This is a genomic window from Vibrio sp. 10N.261.54.E10 (assembly GCF_002877735.2).
In the GTDB taxonomy this organism is placed as follows: domain Bacteria; phylum Pseudomonadota; class Gammaproteobacteria; order Enterobacterales; family Vibrionaceae; genus Vibrio; species Vibrio crassostreae_C.
Genome location: NZ_MCXE02000001.1, coordinates 1,819,820 through 1,837,705 on the forward strand (window position 1 = coordinate 1,819,820; position 17,886 = coordinate 1,837,705).

14 protein-coding genes and 1 riboswitch are annotated in these 17,886 nt (G+C 44.4%); of the genes, 6 read left to right on the forward strand and 8 right to left on the reverse strand.

The window, feature by feature from the left end; translation table 11 throughout:
- Positions 1-129: 129 nt before the first annotated feature.
- From mukB to cmoM, 4 genes are all read right to left on the reverse strand, one after another.
- On the reverse strand, positions 130-4,590 hold the full coding sequence (mukB, locus tag BCU07_RS07925; RefSeq protein WP_102427848.1) for a chromosome partition protein MukB: 4,461 nt from the start codon (positions 4,588-4,590) through the stop codon (positions 130-132).
- Positions 4,587-5,393: a chromosome partition protein MukE gene (mukE, locus tag BCU07_RS07930; RefSeq protein WP_102427849.1), complete on the reverse strand. Its 807-nt coding sequence runs from the start codon at positions 5,391-5,393 to the stop codon at positions 4,587-4,589. The genes mukB and mukE overlap by 4 nt, the downstream gene beginning before the upstream one ends.
- Entirely contained in the window at positions 5,374-6,711 is a 1,338-nt protein-coding gene (mukF, locus tag BCU07_RS07935; RefSeq protein ID WP_102427850.1) for a chromosome partition protein MukF, read from the reverse strand. Before mukF ends, mukE begins: the two co-directional genes overlap by 20 nt.
- A gap of 125 nt (positions 6,712-6,836) precedes the next feature.
- Positions 6,837-7,622 carry a tRNA uridine 5-oxyacetic acid(34) methyltransferase CmoM gene (cmoM, locus tag BCU07_RS07940; protein ID WP_017063509.1) on the reverse strand — a complete coding sequence of 262 codons (786 nt, stop codon included), beginning with the start codon at positions 7,620-7,622 and terminating at the stop codon, positions 6,837-6,839.
- Positions 7,623-7,737: 115 nt separating this feature from the next.
- Here cmoM and elyC point away from each other — a divergent pair, with 115 nt between their 5' ends.
- The gene (gene elyC / locus BCU07_RS07945; RefSeq protein WP_102427851.1) at positions 7,738-8,589 is read left to right on the forward strand and encodes an envelope biogenesis factor ElyC; all 852 of its coding nucleotides are present in this window, start codon (positions 7,738-7,740) and stop codon (positions 8,587-8,589) included.
- A gap of 164 nt (positions 8,590-8,753) precedes the next feature.
- On the opposite strand, the gene torR is transcribed toward elyC, so the two are convergent.
- On the reverse strand, positions 8,754-9,467 hold the full coding sequence (torR, locus tag BCU07_RS07950) for a two-component system response regulator TorR (protein ID WP_017067841.1): 714 nt from the start codon (positions 9,465-9,467) through the stop codon (positions 8,754-8,756).
- A gap of 285 nt (positions 9,468-9,752) precedes the next feature.
- On the opposite strand from torR, the gene torD reads away from it, so the two are divergent.
- The 5 genes from torD to BCU07_RS07975 all read left to right on the forward strand — a co-directional run bounded on the left by torD (position 9,753) and on the right by BCU07_RS07975 (position 13,874).
- Entirely contained in the window at positions 9,753-10,400 is a 648-nt protein-coding gene (gene torD / locus BCU07_RS07955) for a molecular chaperone TorD (protein WP_102427852.1), read from the forward strand.
- 315 nt (positions 10,401-10,715) lie between these two features.
- Positions 10,716-11,720: an HTH-type transcriptional repressor PurR gene (purR, locus tag BCU07_RS07960; RefSeq protein ID WP_017062096.1), complete on the forward strand. Its 1,005-nt coding sequence runs from the start codon at positions 10,716-10,718 to the stop codon at positions 11,718-11,720.
- Positions 11,721-11,890: 170 nt separating this feature from the next.
- Positions 11,891-11,976: riboswitch (cyclic di-GMP riboswitch) on the forward strand.
- A gap of 127 nt (positions 11,977-12,103) precedes the next feature.
- On the forward strand, positions 12,104-12,694 hold the full coding sequence (locus tag BCU07_RS07965; protein ID WP_019820997.1) for a TfoX/Sxy family DNA transformation protein: 591 nt from the start codon (positions 12,104-12,106) through the stop codon (positions 12,692-12,694).
- 134 nt (positions 12,695-12,828) lie between these two features.
- On the forward strand, positions 12,829-13,509 hold the full coding sequence (locus BCU07_RS07970; protein WP_059020315.1) for a TVP38/TMEM64 family protein: 681 nt from the start codon (positions 12,829-12,831) through the stop codon (positions 13,507-13,509).
- A gap of 47 nt (positions 13,510-13,556) precedes the next feature.
- Entirely contained in the window at positions 13,557-13,874 is a 318-nt protein-coding gene (locus tag BCU07_RS07975) for a DUF2007 domain-containing protein (RefSeq protein ID WP_017062099.1), read from the forward strand.
- A 131-nt stretch (positions 13,875-14,005) separates the two neighbouring features.
- On the opposite strand, the gene BCU07_RS07980 is transcribed toward BCU07_RS07975, so the two are convergent.
- The 3 genes from BCU07_RS07980 to glgC form a co-directional block, all read right to left on the reverse strand.
- Positions 14,006-14,803 (reverse strand): alpha/beta fold hydrolase, encoded by a 798-nt coding sequence (locus tag BCU07_RS07980; protein WP_017062100.1) that lies wholly within the window; start codon positions 14,801-14,803, stop codon positions 14,006-14,008.
- Between the two features lie 285 nt (positions 14,804-15,088).
- A complete protein-coding gene (gene glgA / locus BCU07_RS07985) occupies positions 15,089-16,543 on the reverse strand; it encodes a glycogen synthase GlgA (protein ID WP_102332491.1) in 1,455 nt (484 codons plus the stop codon).
- Positions 16,533-17,762: a glucose-1-phosphate adenylyltransferase gene (glgC, locus tag BCU07_RS07990; protein ID WP_080582251.1), complete on the reverse strand. Its 1,230-nt coding sequence runs from the start codon at positions 17,760-17,762 to the stop codon at positions 16,533-16,535. Before glgC ends, glgA begins: the two co-directional genes overlap by 11 nt.
- Positions 17,763-17,886: the final 124 nt, after the last annotated feature.

Genomic DNA, 17,886 nt, shown 5'->3' on the forward strand with positions numbered 1-17,886 from the left:
GATTCAAGGTACAAAAAAGCCCCTAATGATTAGGGGCTTTGAACAAATATCATTGAGTCGCTTTCGAGCTTATAGCTAAGCTATCAAGGTTATTGCTCGGCTATCAAGATTATAATTCGGCTATCAAAGTTATTGCTCAGTTTCTTCGATAAGCTCTTGCACCGGAGATGCTGGTTTGTTTTGAGCAAAACCGCGCAGGCCAACAACATGTACGTGTTCGTGGTCTTTGAAGACCTTACGAACCAGTTTGTAGGTTGTACCTTTCTCTGGGCTAATGTTTTCAGGTGCTGCAATCAGAAGTTGCATACCCAAACGGTCACACAGTTCAAACAGCGTAGAGATCGACTTAGAATCCAAACGTGCTGCTTCATCAAGGAACAACAAACGACATGGAACGATGTCTTTACTGCGAAGTCGACGAGATTCCTCTTCCCAGCTCTGAATAACCATCAATAGGATTGACTGACCCGTACCGATCGCCTCACCCGTAGACAATGCGCCCGATTCAGCTTGTAACCAACCATCTGAACCACGGTTAACTTCAACACTCAGCTCTAGGTAGTTACGGTAATCCAGTAGCTCTTCACCAAGAACCTGTGGAGAACGTTGACCCATATCGATATGCGGGTTCACTCGTTGGAACAACTTCGCCATCGCTTCTGAGAAGGTAAAGCGCGTTGATTCAAACAAGTCTTTGTGTTGCTCTTGTTGAGTTGCTAGCCCTGATAGCAAGATCTCGTGGCTTTCACGGATCTTAACGTTCAGACGTACGCCTTTAACCTGACCAAAGTAAATGTTAGATAAACCTTGGTTCAGCATTCGAATACGGTTCTGCTCGCGCTGAATCGTTTTCTTGATGATGCTTGCTACGGACTCAGAGCTGATTGCCAGGCGATTTTCACGCTGCGTCAACTCTTCTGTTAGTCGAGCTAGCTCCACTTCCATCTCTTCGATTGCTTCAACCGGATCATCCGTGTGAATAATATCTTGGCGAATACGCTCACGAAGGTGTTGGTAAACCGCAATGTAGAACAGAACTTTACGCTCTGGATGCGCGTTGTCTTCAGATAAACGCAGCGAATCACGCAGGTCGTCATTGTCGGCTACCGCCAGACGTAGCGCACCCAGTGATTTATCCGACATAGAGCGAAGCTCGCCTGCCGTTAGATAAGCCAGTTCACGTTTATGCAGACGACGTTCAACATCATTCTCACGCGCTAAACGAAGTACTGAACACCAACCCGCTTTCGCTGCAACAACGAAAGTACGAAGCTCGGTGTACTCTTTTTGAACTTTCTTAAGACGCTTAGCCAGTGCTTTCATCTCAAGTTCAGTTGACGTAATCGTACGCTCGTATTCACTCTTACGGCTGCGAGATGTGTGCAGACGCTCTTGAAGCTCGTCACGACGACGTACAGCACGCTCTTCAGCGCCTTCGTCAGCGTTTACGCCGAACTCTTGTAGCTCTTGTTTGAACTCTTGAACCGTTTCTTGCTTCGCTTGATGTGAGCTCTTCAGTGCCGCCAATACTTGGTTGTATTGGTTCATCTGTTCGCGAGCTTGCTTCAAGCCATCGCGGCCTTTGGTTCTTGCTTGTTCAGCTTGAACCAACTTCGCTTTCAGTTGCTCGCTCAGTTCACTGCTCTTATTAAGCAAATCAACAGAATCCGCGTAAGCAAAGTAATGACGACGCTCAATCAGATCAGACAGTGCGAACACTTTGCCTTTTAGCGTTTGTAGCGCGTTGTCTGCTTGACGGTACTCTGCTTCCAAAGCTTCGAATTGCTCTGGGTCAGCGTCTAGTGCAGATACGAACTGTTCTAGAGAAGTAAGCGCCTTGCCGTGCGTATTCAAGTAAGATTTCGCTTCACTTAAACGCTCTAGTTGCGCTTCTAATTCAGCTAAACGCTCAGCCAATGTTTCGTCTTCTAAAATACGAACCATTGGTGCTAATTTATCTAGCGCACCAAGTGCCTGCTTGCTTTGTAGAAGCTGACTGCGTTGCTGCTGCTCTTTAGAGTTAAGCTCAGCCAGAGAACGAACAATTTGATTACGCTTATCACGAATCGCAGCAAGTGCTTGCTCTGGGTCTGCGTTAAACGCAACGTGCAGGTGCTTCGCAACAAAGCTGTTGAATGCTTGGTATAGGCGATTCAGTTTTTGAGAGTCAAACGCTGCCTTCGCGTGGTTTTCAACCACAACGTCACGCTCTTCGCGCAATTTCTCTAGACGTTGTTCACGAGCCGCACGGCCAAACAGTGGGATCTCAGGGAAACGTGAGTAACGCATTTGGCGATCGTTCAGCTGAACACATACTGCGCCTTCAAGCTCATCGGCATTAAATGAACTGTCATCAAACGCGTCGACATCGCCTTCTAGGATGTAAAGGTCTTCTGGACAATCATCAAGATCCACCAGCTTCTCTTTAATACCATCAAGATCAGAAACCACAATTGCGTGACGAGCTGGGCCGTACATCGCACTGAAGTACGGCGCATCACCAATCGTGATGTCATCGTAGATCTCAGAAAGCAACACGCCACCAAGCGTATCCGCCAGACCTTTCAAACGAGGATCGTTAGAGCCACCTGGCGAAGCTAAACGCTCAATCTCTTGCTCAAGTTCAGCTCGGCGCGTAGCCAACTGATCTTTTGCTGCCGCTTGCGATTTCTCATCTTCAAGCACTTGCTGCATTTGAGTCATCACCGCTTGGCTATCTTCTAGCTCAGCGTCTGTTTGATCTCTTAAAGCTTCAAGTGCATCGTTTGCCGTGATCCACGCAGGAGCAATTGACTCAAGTTTTTGAATCTCTTGGTCGTGGTTTTGTTGTATACGACGTTGCTCGCTCTTCGCTTCACGCAGCTCTTCTTGAGCGTACTCAAGGGACTCGATCTGCATAGCATGACGTTCACGTTCTTCATCGAAAACCGCTTCATCAGTCAGTGAGATGTTGTGCTGTTTTTGGTATTCAGTCGCAAGCTCTTTTGCTTGACGCTGCTGAGCCACATCACGAGCCATGTCGCGGTGCTGAGCGCGCCACTGCTGTTCGTTCTCAACAACGTGTTTTGCGTTACGGCCTTTTTCTAAAGCTTGCTTAGCGCTTTGAGACGCTTCTTTACGCTCAACGTCACCCACAATACTTTTAACAAGAGCGAGCGCTTTGTCGAACTGCGCAGAAGCAGCAGAAGACATGTCTAGTTTATGTTTAGTAGACAGCAGCGTTTGAGTGCTTGATTCTTCTTGTGCTTTTAGCTCAGAAACCAGAGTTAGTGCGCTTTCTGCCGTAATAGACTCATCACCAAGTAGCTGCTTAGTTTTCTCTAATGCTTGAACCGCTTGCTGGTATTGAAGTGCACGAGTCTGCTGAACATCCAATGCTTGTTGGTAATCAGCAAGCTGAGTTTTCAGGCTATCCACTTCTTCTTCAGTGATGGTTGCCTGCTCTTCAGCAAGAAGTACTCGCTCTTGAGCTTCTTCCACTACCATCATCTGCTCTTCTAGACGCTCATTAAGCTCTTCTAGATCTTCGCTATAGCGAGCAATCTTCTCTTGCTGGCGAAGTGCAGTTTGAACCAATTGAAGATGATCCGAAGCCGCTTGATAATCTTGCTCTAGTGCCGACTCTTGATCGACCAACAGCTCTAATTCTTCTTGAACACGGTTCAACAAGTTGTTTTGATCATGCAAGGTTTCACGCGAACCAAACAGTTCACCACGGAACTTCATGGTTTGATCAAGCTTGTTGCGACGATCGTTAGCATGGCGCATGTAATCTGCTGCCACGTAGTTCGTAGATTCAGTGATCAAGTGCTTAAACAAATCACGATCCGACTGAGTCGTTTTGATCGCTTCTAGCGTCATACGGTTTTCGCGTAGTGCTGATTCCATGTCTTGGAACGCTTTCTTCACACCACCATTTTGCGGTAACAGGTAATCACGCAGAGAACGCGTAATCGCACTTGAGATACCACCGTAAAGTGATGCTTCAATTAGGCGGTAGAACTTAGAACGGTCGCTGCTGTTACGCAGTTTCTTCGGTACCACACCGTATTCAAACATTTGCGAGTGGTAATCAACAATCGAAGAGAAGGCCTTAAAATGCGTGCCTTCGTATTGTGCAACCGCCGCTTTCACGTCGTTCAACTGACATACGCGAGCGTGGCTGTCTGAAACGTTCTGAATCAACACATCCGTTGGTTTCACATGGCTTGGAAGGCCTTGAATAACGAACGGTTTGATGTCGACTTTCTTATCACGACCCGCAACTTGCTGCAGTTTTACTGCAAACAATAGACGTTGATTACGAGAGTTCACAACATCTAGCGCGGCATAACATGCGCCTGGCTGAAGCTTACCGTAAAGGCCTTTATCACGAGATGACTGCGAGCTACCCGCTTCCGTTGTGTTACGGAAATGCAGAAGGCTTTGGTCAGGGATCAGTGCTGTGATGAATGCCGCCATTGTGGTCGACTTACCCGCACCGTTACCGCCAGAAAGCGTTGTAACCAATCCATCAATATCAAAAGTACGCGCAAAGAAGCCGTTCCAGTTGACCATGGTTAATGATTGATACTTACCTCTTTCAATCATGCTTCACCTTCTACTTTTGTTTGTTCGCCATCGTTTGACTCAAGGTCAAAGTCAGCTTGATCGTTAAAAATGTCTTGTTGACCGTTTTCGTTTACGTCTGCAACTACTTCTGATACAGCTTCCGCTTGTTCTTCATTCAACAAGCTACCTTGGTTAGGCTCTTGGGTATGCACCACAGCTTCACCATCACGGATAAGACGTAATTGCGCTTCTTTCATATCGTCACCAACACGAACGTCAGCGCCAAAGCGGAATACCGCTTCGCTGATACGGAACTTGCCCGTTTCACCAATCGCAATCAGCATGCCGATACGGCGTAAACGACGCAGAGAAGTACGAACTTTTTCGAAGAGCTTTTCTTTATCTAAGTCAGAACCAGATGCACGGTTGGTTGCTAGCTTCATGAGTTTTTTCTCATCCGCTAACGACATCAATTCATCAAACAGTTCTTGATTGGTGAAGATACCTTCATGAGCCAGACGTTCTGGGCTTAGGTATAAGAAACACAACACCTTGCCAACCAACATGTCGAGCTCAGACAACACACTACGACCAATCAGAGACGTAGAACGCGGACGCAGGTAATAGAAACCTTCCGGCGCTTTTACCAGTTCCGTATTGTAGCGTTGATAGAAATGCTGAAGCTCAACTTCAAAATCAGACAGCAACGCGTGGTTATCTAGGTCTTCTGTTGAAACATGCTTACCTGAACGCAGCATGCTATCTAGCGCAGGGAACAGTGGGTTCGCTATCGCTTTTACCAGTTTCTCTGGCATGTAATCATCAGTACTTGTTAATGACATTTGCTTGTACCTTTGCACCGAAATCGTTAATTGCCTGCCAATCTGGCTGAATAGCCTGATAGTCAGACTCTGAGTAACCTAAGCGCACGGCTTGGTCGACAACAATTCTGGCTAAATCAAAATGGTGTGTGCGAGGGTGTGCAGCGAGGTAATCGCGTAACACAAGGCCAAGATCAATTGGCGCGCCTTGCTGTTTGTGAGCTTTTAACATCTCTGCAATTCGATCTGAAAGCAGGTCATTTACTTGCTCAAATTCTTCGTACTCTACGTCGATTGGTGCTTGTCCCATCACTTCGTCATCACGAAGCACAAGCGCTTCATCACGAAGGTCTGTCAGCTTCTCAGCATCGGCGTAGGTCAAAAGCCAAGGCGCATCAAAGTAGTCGGTAACCGACTGACGCAAGCGTTGGCTAAAGGCACGGTTTTTATCCATATCAATCGCGGTACGGATAAACTTGTGAACGTGGCGGTCGTAGCCAATCCATAAATCGATGGCTTGTTGGCCCCAACTGGTTATTCGGTCTAGCTTCATCTGCAAGCCGAACAGAGTTTCGCCAACGAACTCGAGTTCATCGTCACCGTAAACAATTTCTTGAATATCGAGGATCTGTGTTTGCAGTTCATCACCCGCGGCTTGCAAGGTGTCTTGCAATTCTTTTAGCGTGGACGAGGTTTCTGAAAGCAAGGTTTCACAGTTGTTAATCGCCTCTCGCCAATCCTTGTTTAAAAGGTCGGCAATTTGCTGCTTAACGGTTTGCTGCTGCTCATCCATAACACGTTGGTTAAGATCAATCTGATCGAAAATTTCACCAACAGAATACTTGAGCACGCCGTAAACATTCTTTCTCCAATGCCCTGGCGTTCCGCCTTTTTGTGCTGCTTCAATGGCTTTTGCCATCTCGTCCGCAACCATAGAAAGCTGGATAGACAGTTTTAACTTAGAAAACTGACGGTGGCGTAAGTAATAATCTGAAATACCAATCGCCAATGGTGATAAGCGATAAATACTCACACCATCGGTAATTTCGCTGGTAAAGCGGCTAATCAACTTCTGTTTAACTAACTCGTTGATGGCATTGTTGGCACGAAACGCGGACGCTTCGCCAGTATCTTCAAACAGTCGAGTGACGATGGTAAATGCATCGTGCAGTTCACCCTCGCCCAACTCTTCATCGAACCTTTCATTGCTTAGTACTGCGATAGCAATCAAAAATGCTAAGCGCTCTGGTGGCAAGTTTAATGAAAAATCATGCTGCTTGACCCAGCCCACCAACTCATCAATTGGCTGCTCTTCGGCAGTTTGAGTCATTTCACTCATTGTGGTTCCTGTTACTGTTCTTCGTCATATCGAATGTATTAGATATGACGCCTATTTCTTTATGACGCGGGCTTCTTACGATTGCATAGCGCATGTTGTGGCTTCTTTTACCACATTCACCGCTATTATTGCGCAGGTTTTTGAGCCCAAACGTGAATATAACGGCCTAGTGACAGATATGGCTCTTGGCGACATAGCTGTTTTTCCAGTTCCAATACATCTTCAAATTGGTAATCGCCCATGTACTCCATATTACCTATGTAGTCACTGAAAGAGCGAATGCCTGATTTACCACAGATTTCTAGACCAGCGTCTTCTATCCATTGATAAACCTCTTCCGGCTTCAAGCCTTTTTGTGGTTGCAGCTTAAACCGTTTTCGATGTGGCATCCCATTCAATACATGAGGAATGTTGCCACAAATCACATTTTTCAGGACTAATCCGTGGTGGTTGTAAAACATTATCGAGGCAACGCCACCCGGTTTAACTTGTTCAAGCAATAAATCAAGCGCCTCTTTAGGATCGGCTAACCATTCCATTACGGCATGAAACATCACAAAATCGACTTTTTCATCGAGATGTTCTGCGACTTTTTGTACTGGTGAATGAATAAATCGATATTGCTCGAGCAAACCAGCTTCGCTGATACTTTCTTCTGCGAGCTTCAGCATTTCAGAAGAGAGATCACACAGAGAAACGTTATGCCCAAGCGACGCAATTTTTTGCGACATCTGTGCAAGCCCGCCTCCAGCATCAAGCACATGCAGCGGAGAAGCTGATTGCTCAAATTTGCTCAAAGCTTGTTCTAAATCTTCCCATACGATGATCTGACGGATCTCTCCTTTGTCAGAGCCGTAAATATTTTTTGCAAATTTGTGGGCAATATCGTCGAAATTACGGTCTTCAGTCACGGCTACTTGAGTTATTATGTCCTATCGTGCCTGCTATTCTGTCACAGGAATTTCAGGAATAAAGAGGCGATGTCTCTTTTTACTACTAAGTGATGTTTTTTCGGACTATTCGGATATGTTTGAGCTGAAAAAAGTAGTGTCTTCGCTATTGATGCCACTGCCAGCAATGTTAATTCTCGCTTTTCTGGGTTTAGCCCTAGTGATGTTTACTACCAAAAGGAAGACGGGTTGCCTAATCACCCTTTCAGCCCTATGTGGTATTTTCCTAATCGCTTTCCAACCAGTTTCTAGTCAACTTTTAATGCCAATGGAAAGGCAACACACCGCATTTTTACCTGTCGATGAAACCGTCGATTACGTGATGGTTCTCGGAAGTGGTCACGTCGTAGACGACCAAATTCCACCGACATCAGAACTTAGCCGCACCGGCCTGATGCGTTTAAGTGAAGGGATTCGCATTCTACGTCTTTATCCTGGTGCAAAACTTATTTTGTCTGGCTATGGCGGAGCTACTGAAGTCAGTAATGCAAGAATGATGGCTAAAGTAGCGCTAGCTCTTGGCGTCGCAAAGCCTGACATCATTCTGCTTGAAACAGCAAAAGACACCTGGGAAGAAGCCCGTCAAGCCGCTGCATTCGTTAAGAATAAAAGAATGGTACTGGTGACTTCAGCGAGCCATATGACCCGTGCCTTGAATGAATTCCATGCTGCTGGCATGAAACCACTGCCAGCACCAACCAACTACCTTGCTCAACAAGGGGTTTTGCAACCTTGGAATAAGTATATGCCAAAGGCGATCTATCTTGAGCAGACTGAGCGTTACTGGCACGAAACCATGGGGTTGGTTTGGCAAAGCCTGCGTGATTGGCTTGATACAAGCAATGACATTGTTGAAGAGCCGGTTATTCCAGAAGCTTCCAGCTTAGTTGAAGATGACGGTGACGTTTCTGCGGCCCAGCCTCAGTAACCCTATTGAATCTTTAAACTCATATGAGCAGACGAGTCGCCAAATATTTATAGATTTTCTGGTCGTTAACAATAAAAGCTAAGTAATAAAAAAGCCGAGACATCAATGATGTCTCGGCTTTTTACGTTTAAATGTCGTTGTTGATTAATCACTCCCGAAGGAAATCAATCACCAGCGAACATGTAACCTTCACCGTGAACCGTCACAAAGATTTGTGGGTTCTTAGGGTCGAATTCCATTTTAGCACGCATGCGACGAATCAATACGTCGATAGTACGGTCATTAGGCGCGTCCACTCGGTGGCTAATCATATTCAAAATACGTTCGCGGCTTAATACTTGATTAGGGTAAGAAGACAAAGCCACTAGCAGTTCGTATTCTGCTTTGGTCAGTTTCACTGGTTCGCCGTTCTTGCTTAACGCACGACGAGGGATATCAAATGTCCACTCACCAAAACGAACCACAGACTCATCTGATGTTTCTTCTACAGCGCCCGCTGCTGTTTTACGAGCAGCAGAGATACGCCAAAGTAGGTTTTTAACTCGAACTAATAACTCGCGAAGTTCGAAGGGTTTAGTAACGTAATCGTCAGCGCCCATTTCAAGGCCTACGATCTTGTCGATGCTATCCGTGCGTCCAGTAACTAAAATAATTCCAATGTCTGATTGACTGCGTAATTCGCGAGTTAGCATCAATCCATCTTCGCCTGGTAAGTTGATGTCCAGCATAATGAGGTCAACGTTGTTTTCTTCTAACACGTTTCTCATTTGAGCGCCGCTTTCTGCTTCGCTCACTGTGTAACCCTCGTTCTGGAAGTATCCAACCAGTTTACTGCGGGTTACCACATCATCTTCTACGACTAATACGTGATAGCTCATCTACACCACTTTTCTTATTTAATAGTTTCAGTGACTATTCTATTCATAACTAGTAACAATTCTAGTGGTACAGAAGATAAAAGCCAGAAACATGGATTTTTTTTGATACAAGACAATCTTAAACCTTGCTATTTATCGTCCATCGCAATTCAATATAGGCATTACTACTAACGAGTAACTTTGCGTTTCGCAAATAACCTTGTTATTCAGCCTTGGTGTGCTTATGCCCAAGTGACTTCAAGATGCATATAAGCAACATCACAAGACTAAGTCAGGATCTAACAAATGAAAGATACGAAAGCGTTCAACGAGCAAAGAGCAGAAATATACTGGTGGCTATCAAGCTTATTTGCCAAAGAGCTCACTCAAGAAGAACTCGATCACTACCACTCTGTTGCAATTCGTTCTTTCCTAACTGGTTTAGGCGAAAATGAAACACTAAAGCCAGCGATTGATAAGTTAGTGGATGCGCTAAACCGTCTACAAACACGTGAAGATGCTCAGCTAGAACTGTCTGCAGACTTTTGCGATCTTTTCTTAAAGACAGATAAGCACGGTGCTCTTCCTTACGCTTCTATGTATATCGGCGAAACTGGCCTTTTGAATGATAAGCCAGCAAAAGATATGGAAGAGATCATGGCTAAGCACAACTTAGTCGTGAACCAAGATCTAAAAGAGCCAGCAGACCACATTGCTATCGAACTCGATTTCCTTGGTAACTTGATCATTCGTTCAAACGAAACGGATATTGAAGAAGAGCTAGAGAATTCATTTGCCGTTCAACAGCAGTTTATCGAACAACAATTGCTGACTTGGGTACCAAAGTTCAACGTGAAATGTCATGACGTTGATGAATTCGGTTTCTACGCTAGCGTCTCATCTTTGCTACTCGCATTCTGTCAATTAGACACTCAATATTTAGCTGGTGAATAGCTTATTGGATGACTAGGTAAATAAATTCAGTAGAATGTGACAATTCACCCGGATTTCTGGGTGAATTTTATTGCGAGTAATTTCTAGTCAGTCTAAAATTGTGACCGCAAACGATAAAATATGAAACATTCACGAAATGCTATGCTTATTACAGTTCAGAGCATTTCGGTGTTAAGACAAGCCGCTCAATAGCGGTTTTTTGTTTTTTAGCACTTTAGTACCCAAAGAGCCCTACAAATTTAAGCTCTTAGTTAGGTAGCTTAACGGCTACTTTATTCCGTACTTTGGGAAAGTAGCTTCTAATAGGATAAAACCATGGCCACTATAAAAGATGTCGCTCGCTTAGCCGGCGTATCAACAACAACCGTTTCTCACGTAATCAACAAAACTCGCTTTGTTGCAGAAGCAACTCAAGAAAAAGTAAACAAAGCCGTAGATGAACTGAACTATGCACCAAGTGCTGTTGCTCGTAGTTTGAAGTGTAATACAACACGCACCATCGGCATGCTAGTGACTCAATCAACTAACCTATTCTTCTCTGAAGTTATCGATGGTGTTGAGAGCTACTGCTACCGTCAAGGTTACACTTTGATCCTGTGTAATACGGGCGGTATCTATGAGAAGCAACGTGACTACATTCGAATGCTTGCAGAGAAACGTGTAGATGGCATCTTAGTTATGTGTTCAGACCTAACTGAAGAACTAAGAGAGATGTTAGACCGTCACGCTGACATCCCTAAAGTTATCATGGACTGGGGCCCTGAGAGCTCTCAGGCTGATAAGATCATCGATAACTCAGAAGAAGGTGGCTACCTAGCGACCAAATACCTTATTGAACGCGGTCACTCTAAGATTGCATGTTTAAGTGGCCACTTAGACAAAGCAGCATGTGTTGAACGTATTGCCGGTTACAAGCGCGCACTCAACGAAGCAAAGATTTCTGCTGATGAAAATATGATCATCGAAGGCAACTTTGAGTGTGATACGGCTGTTCTTGCTGCAGAACAAATCGTTGAGATGGAAGATCGTCCAACAGCGGTATTCTGCTTTAACGATACAATGGCACTCGGCTTAATGAGCCGCCTGCAAGAAAAAGGCATTCGCATTCCAGAAGATATCTCAGTGATCGGTTACGACAACATCGAACTGGCTGAATACTTCTCTCCGCCGCTAACGACCGTTCACCAACCAAAACGTCGTGTTGGTAAGAATGCATTCGAAATTCTATTAGAGCGCATCAAAGACAAAGACCACGAAAAACGCGTCTTCGAAATGCACCCTGAAATTGTTGAACGAAGTACAGTTAAAACGTTAAATTAGTTGATAATTCGAGTTTAATTTCATCAAGCGCACCTTTAGGTGCGCTTTTTTTATCAGCAACTATAATGAACCCTTATGCATAAATGAAAGATCATTAATTGAAGCAATGTCACATTTTGAAATATCAACTGTGAGCTTCATTCAACAAAAACTTTATTCTATTCAATCAGTCACGCACAGGGCAAACCACTCGAAAGAGTGAGACGCAAAGCTTCCGGCCTAAACCACTCGTTGGTATGGTAGCGGGGTTACCGATGGCAAAATGCAGTAACTACTAATAATTTAGTAATTTACGGCTTATTGACAATTTAATTGCAACATTTTGCTAATCTCTCGGACCTGCTTATTTGGTGGCGTAGTTCAAATACACCGAGATAAATAACATGGATAAACCGATACTAAAGGACTCGATGAAGTTATTTGAGTCCCTAGGAAAAATAAAATCACGCTCAATGTTTGGTGGCTTCGGTCTTTTTGCTGATGACACTATGTTTGCTCTGGTTGTAAATGACCAGTTGCACATACGCGCAGACAAAGGCACAACGAAACAATTCGAACAACAAGGGTTTCAACCGTACGTCTACAAAAAACGTGGTTTCCCTGTCGTTACTAAATATTTCGCTTTACCTGAAGGCCTCTGGCAAGACCAAGAGAAAATCTTGCAGCTTGCAACCACGTCTCTAGGTTTTGCTAAAGAAGAAAAAGCTGAGCAGTCTTCTGCTAAGCCGACCCGACTCAAAGATCTGCCTAATCTTCGACTCGCTACCGAGCGTATGTTGAAAAAGGCAGGGATCGATTCTGTAGAACGTTTATATGAATCTGGCTCTGTAAACGCATTTAACGCCATCAAAGAATCGCATGCGTCTTCTGTCAGTATTGAACTACTTTGGGCGCTAGAAGGCGCGATTAATGGTACACATTGGTCTGTTATACCGCAGCAGCGTCGCGAAGAGCTTATCAATCGCGTCAATTAACATTGTCAGTGCAATCTATATACATAACTAAGCCGCATTTACTGCGGCTTTTTTTATATCTGGTGAAAGTTAATCTATGCTTTGCCTGTCTATCTATACTATCGGTATGCATTGAAAATTTAGAGGAAGTATCAATGAGTAAGAAAATGATATTGGGTATTGTGTTGGTCGTAACCATCGTCTTGTTAGGCATCAATTTCGGCCAGTACTTAACGCTTGAAAATGCTAAGGCCCAACAAGCTGTGTTAAATGACTACATTGACAGCAACTTTATTGCGGCTGCCGCTATCTATTTTGTCGCGTATGTAATGATTACAGCTTTCTCCATTCCCGGTGCCGCTGTTGTGACCCTATTAGGGGCCGCGCTATTTGGCTTCTGGAACAGCTTGCTGCTGGTATCTTTCGCAAGTGCGATCGGTGCGACCTTAGCCTTCTTAAGTAGCCGTTACCTGTTGCGTGACTGGATTCAAACCAAGTTTGGTGACAAATTGGCGACGATTAACAAGGGGGTTGAAAAAGACGGCGCATTTTACCTGTTTTCTCTGCGTCTGATTCCTGTATTCCCATTTTTCCTTATCAACCTATTGATGGGTCTAACACCCATGTCAGTGAGTCGTTACTACCTTACGAGTCAAATCGGGATGTTACCGGGGACGGCGGTTTTCTTGAATGCTGGTACTCAGCTCGCAGAAATTGATTCACTTTCGGGCATCGTCTCCCCTTCAGTACTATTGTCATTTGCGTTATTGGGTATATTCCCAATAGTGGCTAAATGGTTGATGGGTAAGTTTCGTTCAGCGCCCGTAGCTGAATAATTTATAATAACTAAATAACACAGATAGCCGAATAAGGTTCTAATTCAATGAAAATCTTCAGTGCATCGAATCCGACAGAAGCTCATATCATCTGTGGGTTGTTAGAAAGCGAGAATATTGCCTGTGAAGTCCGTGGCGAGGGGTTGTTCGGATTGAAAGGGGAAATCCCATTCACTGAAGAAACTGACCCTTACGTATGGTTATATGAGCCAGAATTGGCCAGTAAAGCTCGCATGCTTGTCAATGACTACCAAAAGCAGCAAGATTCGATCATCTATGAAGAGTGGCGTTGTGGTGAGTGTCATGAAGTCAACGAAGCGCAATTCGGCTCTTGCTGGCAGTGCGGTGCTGCCTCACCTGAATAGCAGGGTTTCAGTGACCTGATAGAACGATTCGGTCAGATACCTCCTCCAATTAAAAACGGGAAGCTAAAGTTAGCTTCCCGTTTTTATTTCAATTCGATTAACTCATCATCTTTGATTTCACGCCTAGAAAATCACTGAATTTGTTTTTGAATAAACGCAATCGAACGCTGATTAAACTCTTCAGGGTTTTCCACGTTACACACGTGTCCACAATTCGGAATTTCTACTAGCTCACTCGACTCATGCGCTGCGACCATTTCTTTTACAGGCTTGATGAACATGTAGTCACGTTCTCCCATTAAATAAAGGGTTGGGATCGGCAATTCTCTGTCTTTGAAATACTTCATCAATGGGTTTACATCAGCCGTTAAGATAAACCAACGCTTAAACTCTTTTTGACACAGCTTTTTAGCTTCGCGGATAAAAAGATGACGAGACTCTTTTTGGCTCTTTTGTGGCATCACAACATAAGCAAAAAGGCTGTATAACCACATGTAAGGAATGATGTGCTTGCTGAGGTTACCCAACTTGATTAACACTTGAGAGCGAGTATTTAGCTTGGTGACAGCGCCACCCAGTACCATTGAACGTACACGGCCAGCCGCTAGTTCCGCAACGTTACGCACAATAATCGTGCCCAAAGACATGCCAACGAAATGTGCAGAACGGATTTTAAGATGGTCTAACACTTTAAGAATATCAAGCGTCACCGATTTGAACGTATAGCGATTCGAAATCAGCCCTTTAAGTATATTGTCTGATTTACCGTGCCCTCTCAGATCAATGAGAAGTAAGTTGAAATGCTGTTTATACGCTTTGATCTGCTTGAACCAGATGGAGGAACTGCCTCCTGCGCCATGCACAAATACAACCCACTCATCGCTCGTAGGGTGAGTAAATGTTTTATGAAATAGTAAACTCTCAGACATACCTATCGCTTTAATTATTGGAATGGAGCTATGCCTCATCACGAGGCGATGACTAAGGATATCACGCTATTAAGAACTTTAAGTGATAATAGTGTCAAACCTATCATTAGTCATGTGAATACCTATCTCACCTTTTCTACCTGACTAAAATGAGTTTGCAAGCTTTGTCTTCGTAAACGTGATGTGCTCTGACCAGGAAACAAAAAGGCACTCTACAATTAGAGCGCCTTCATTTATTACGAGCGGTTGTTGCTCGCCAGCTAATTTTAAAACTAAGTCAACAAGTTAAAGTGCTGAATGGTACATATCCAAGTATTCTTTAGCCGCATCTTCCCAACTAAAATCTTGCTGCATAGCATAAAGCTGAGCACGCTTAATTTCAGATGGGTTTTGTGCGTAAAGCAGTAATGAACGATGTAACACAGCCAATAACGCCTGCGGTGTTGGCTCTTCAAAAGCAAACCCAGTCGCGACTTCAGGATCCTCATCGTAATCATTCACACTGTCTTTTAAACCTCCCACAGAACGAACAATCGGCAAAGTACCGTAAGCCATGCTGTAGATTTGGTTTAAGCCACACGGTTCAAATTCCGAAGGCATCAAGAAGAAATCAGAGCCTGCTTCAACCAAGTGCGCAAGTTCATTATTGTACGCTTCCACGAACGAGAACTTATCTGAGTGAAGCGCTGATAGCTCTTTCAATTGACTCGCTAAAACCGGATCGCCAGTACCGACAATCACGATCTGCAGATCATTTTTCAAAAACTGTTCGATGATAGGCAGTAAGTAATGAACACCTTTTTGATTCGTCAAGCGACAAACCATGCCATAAACCGCGCAGTCGGCAACGGGTAAACCTACATCTTGTTGCAGTTTTTGCTTACAAGCTGATTTTCCGCGAGCCATGCTGTGCTTGGTCGCTTTGTATTTACGAGGCAGGAAAGCATCAGTTTCCGGATTCCAAGCCCCGTAATCACACCCATTCAAAATGCCGAACAGATCAGCCGATCTGTGTTGGAATTCTGCAGCCATACCGTGGCTACCTAATTCCGTTTTCAACTCTTCTGCATAGGTAGGACTTACTGCGTTCACTTTATCCGCGCACATCACACCAGCTCTTAGCATAGTGACATGAGTGTCACTCACTGAAGCTTCAGGCGCATGGTAACTGTGCATCTCTGGCAGGAATTGAAGTTCATCGTATGCGAACACACCTTTGAAAACCGCATTGTGGATCGAGATAACACTGCGCGTATTTTCAAAGAAATCGTGTTCTTGATAACGCGATTTAAGCAAGAAAGGAACGAAACCAGTATGCCAGTCATTTGCATGAATGATATCCGGTTGAAAACCAAGCTTAGGAAGCATATCAAGACAGGCTGCACTAAAGAACGAGAAGCGCTCTCCATTATCAGCATAAGCTTGATTGTTTTCTGCGTACATTTCCGGGCGGTCGAAATACTTGGCACATTCAATACCAAAAACTGGAACGCCTTCTACGCTCAGTTTTTTAACTTGATAAGCCGTATGAGGCCAATGATCGAGTTCAGTCGATAAAATAACTTCTGCTGAATCAATGTTTGGAATGTTTCTATATGCGGGGATAGTCACTCGAACGTCCTGTTCGAGTGTTTGCAACGCTTTCGGCAGTGCCTTGGCTACATCAGCCAAGCCACCACTTTTAATCAAGCCTTCAACTTCAGACGCTACAAAAAGTACCGAGAGAGTCTTAGTAACCAACTCGTGCTCCTTTAGAAATCACTACAACACCATCGTCAGATACGTGGTAATGCTTTTTGTCTTCTGTCAGATTCACACCAATCTGTGTACCCGGTGCGATGTCTGCATCTTTATCAATGATAACGCGGCGCAAGATACAACCCTCACCCACTTTTACATCACCGAGTAAGATACTTTCGCTGATATCACACGCTGATGCGATATTGCTGCGGAAGCCCAATACACTCTTTTCAATACGCGAACCACGTACATAACTACCGCTACACACAAGGCTATCAATGATCTGAATTCGACCATTTGCCGAATCAGTAAACGTAGCTGGTGGTAGTGGCGGGTAATAAGTGTGTAGAGGCCATTTACGGTTGTATAGCGAGAATGGCGCATCTTTCTTAAGAAGGTCCATGTGCGCTTGCCAGTACGCGTCAATCGTACCTACATCGCGCCAGTAAACTTCTTCTTTCTCACCAGTAATACGGTTGGTGCTGAAATCATAAACAAACACGTCACCACGTGGGAACATGTTTGGAATAATATCTTTGCCGAAATCGTGTGTCGAACCTTCTCTATCAGCATCTTCCGTTAGTTCAGCAAAAAGCTCTTTCGCTTCGAACACGTAGTTGCCCATTGAAACGAGCGCTGATTCTGGATCGCCCGGGATCGACTTCGGATTTGCAGGTTTCTCTTCAAAGCCAATCATACGGCCGTCAGCATCAACCTCAATAACACCGAATTCTGATGCTTCAGCAAGCGGCATGCGCAATGCTGATACTGTTAGAGCCGCTTTCTTCTCTTTATGGAAATCAAGCATCTGTTTGATGTCCATCTTATAGATATGGTCTGAACCAAAAATACATACTTGATCAGGTTCTTCCAACTCCATAAAGCCCATGTTTTGGTAGATAGCATCTGCTGTGCCTTCATACCAACGCTTTCCTTTACGCATTTGCGCAGGAATTGGGTCGATAAAACGGTCTGTTATGCCACTGATATTCCAGCCTTTTTTCATATGGTGGAACAGTGACTGTGACTTAAATTGTGTTAATACGTAGATCTTCATTAGATCAGCATTAACGAAGTTGTTCAAAGCGAAATCAATTAAGCGGTAACTACCACCGAAAGGAACCGAGGGTTTGCTGCGAGATTCAGTTAAAGGTCTTAAGCGAGAGCCTTCACCACCAGCAAGAATCATTCCCAATACACCAGCCATTTTATTCTCCATATATCTATAGCTTGTCGATGTTAGTACTCGTAGAGGTATCTTCCTCTGGGGGATGAGCACCAACACTTATTTCGGTATTTAGCGAATATCCATTCACATACAGTGACAATATCCTAAGCCAAAC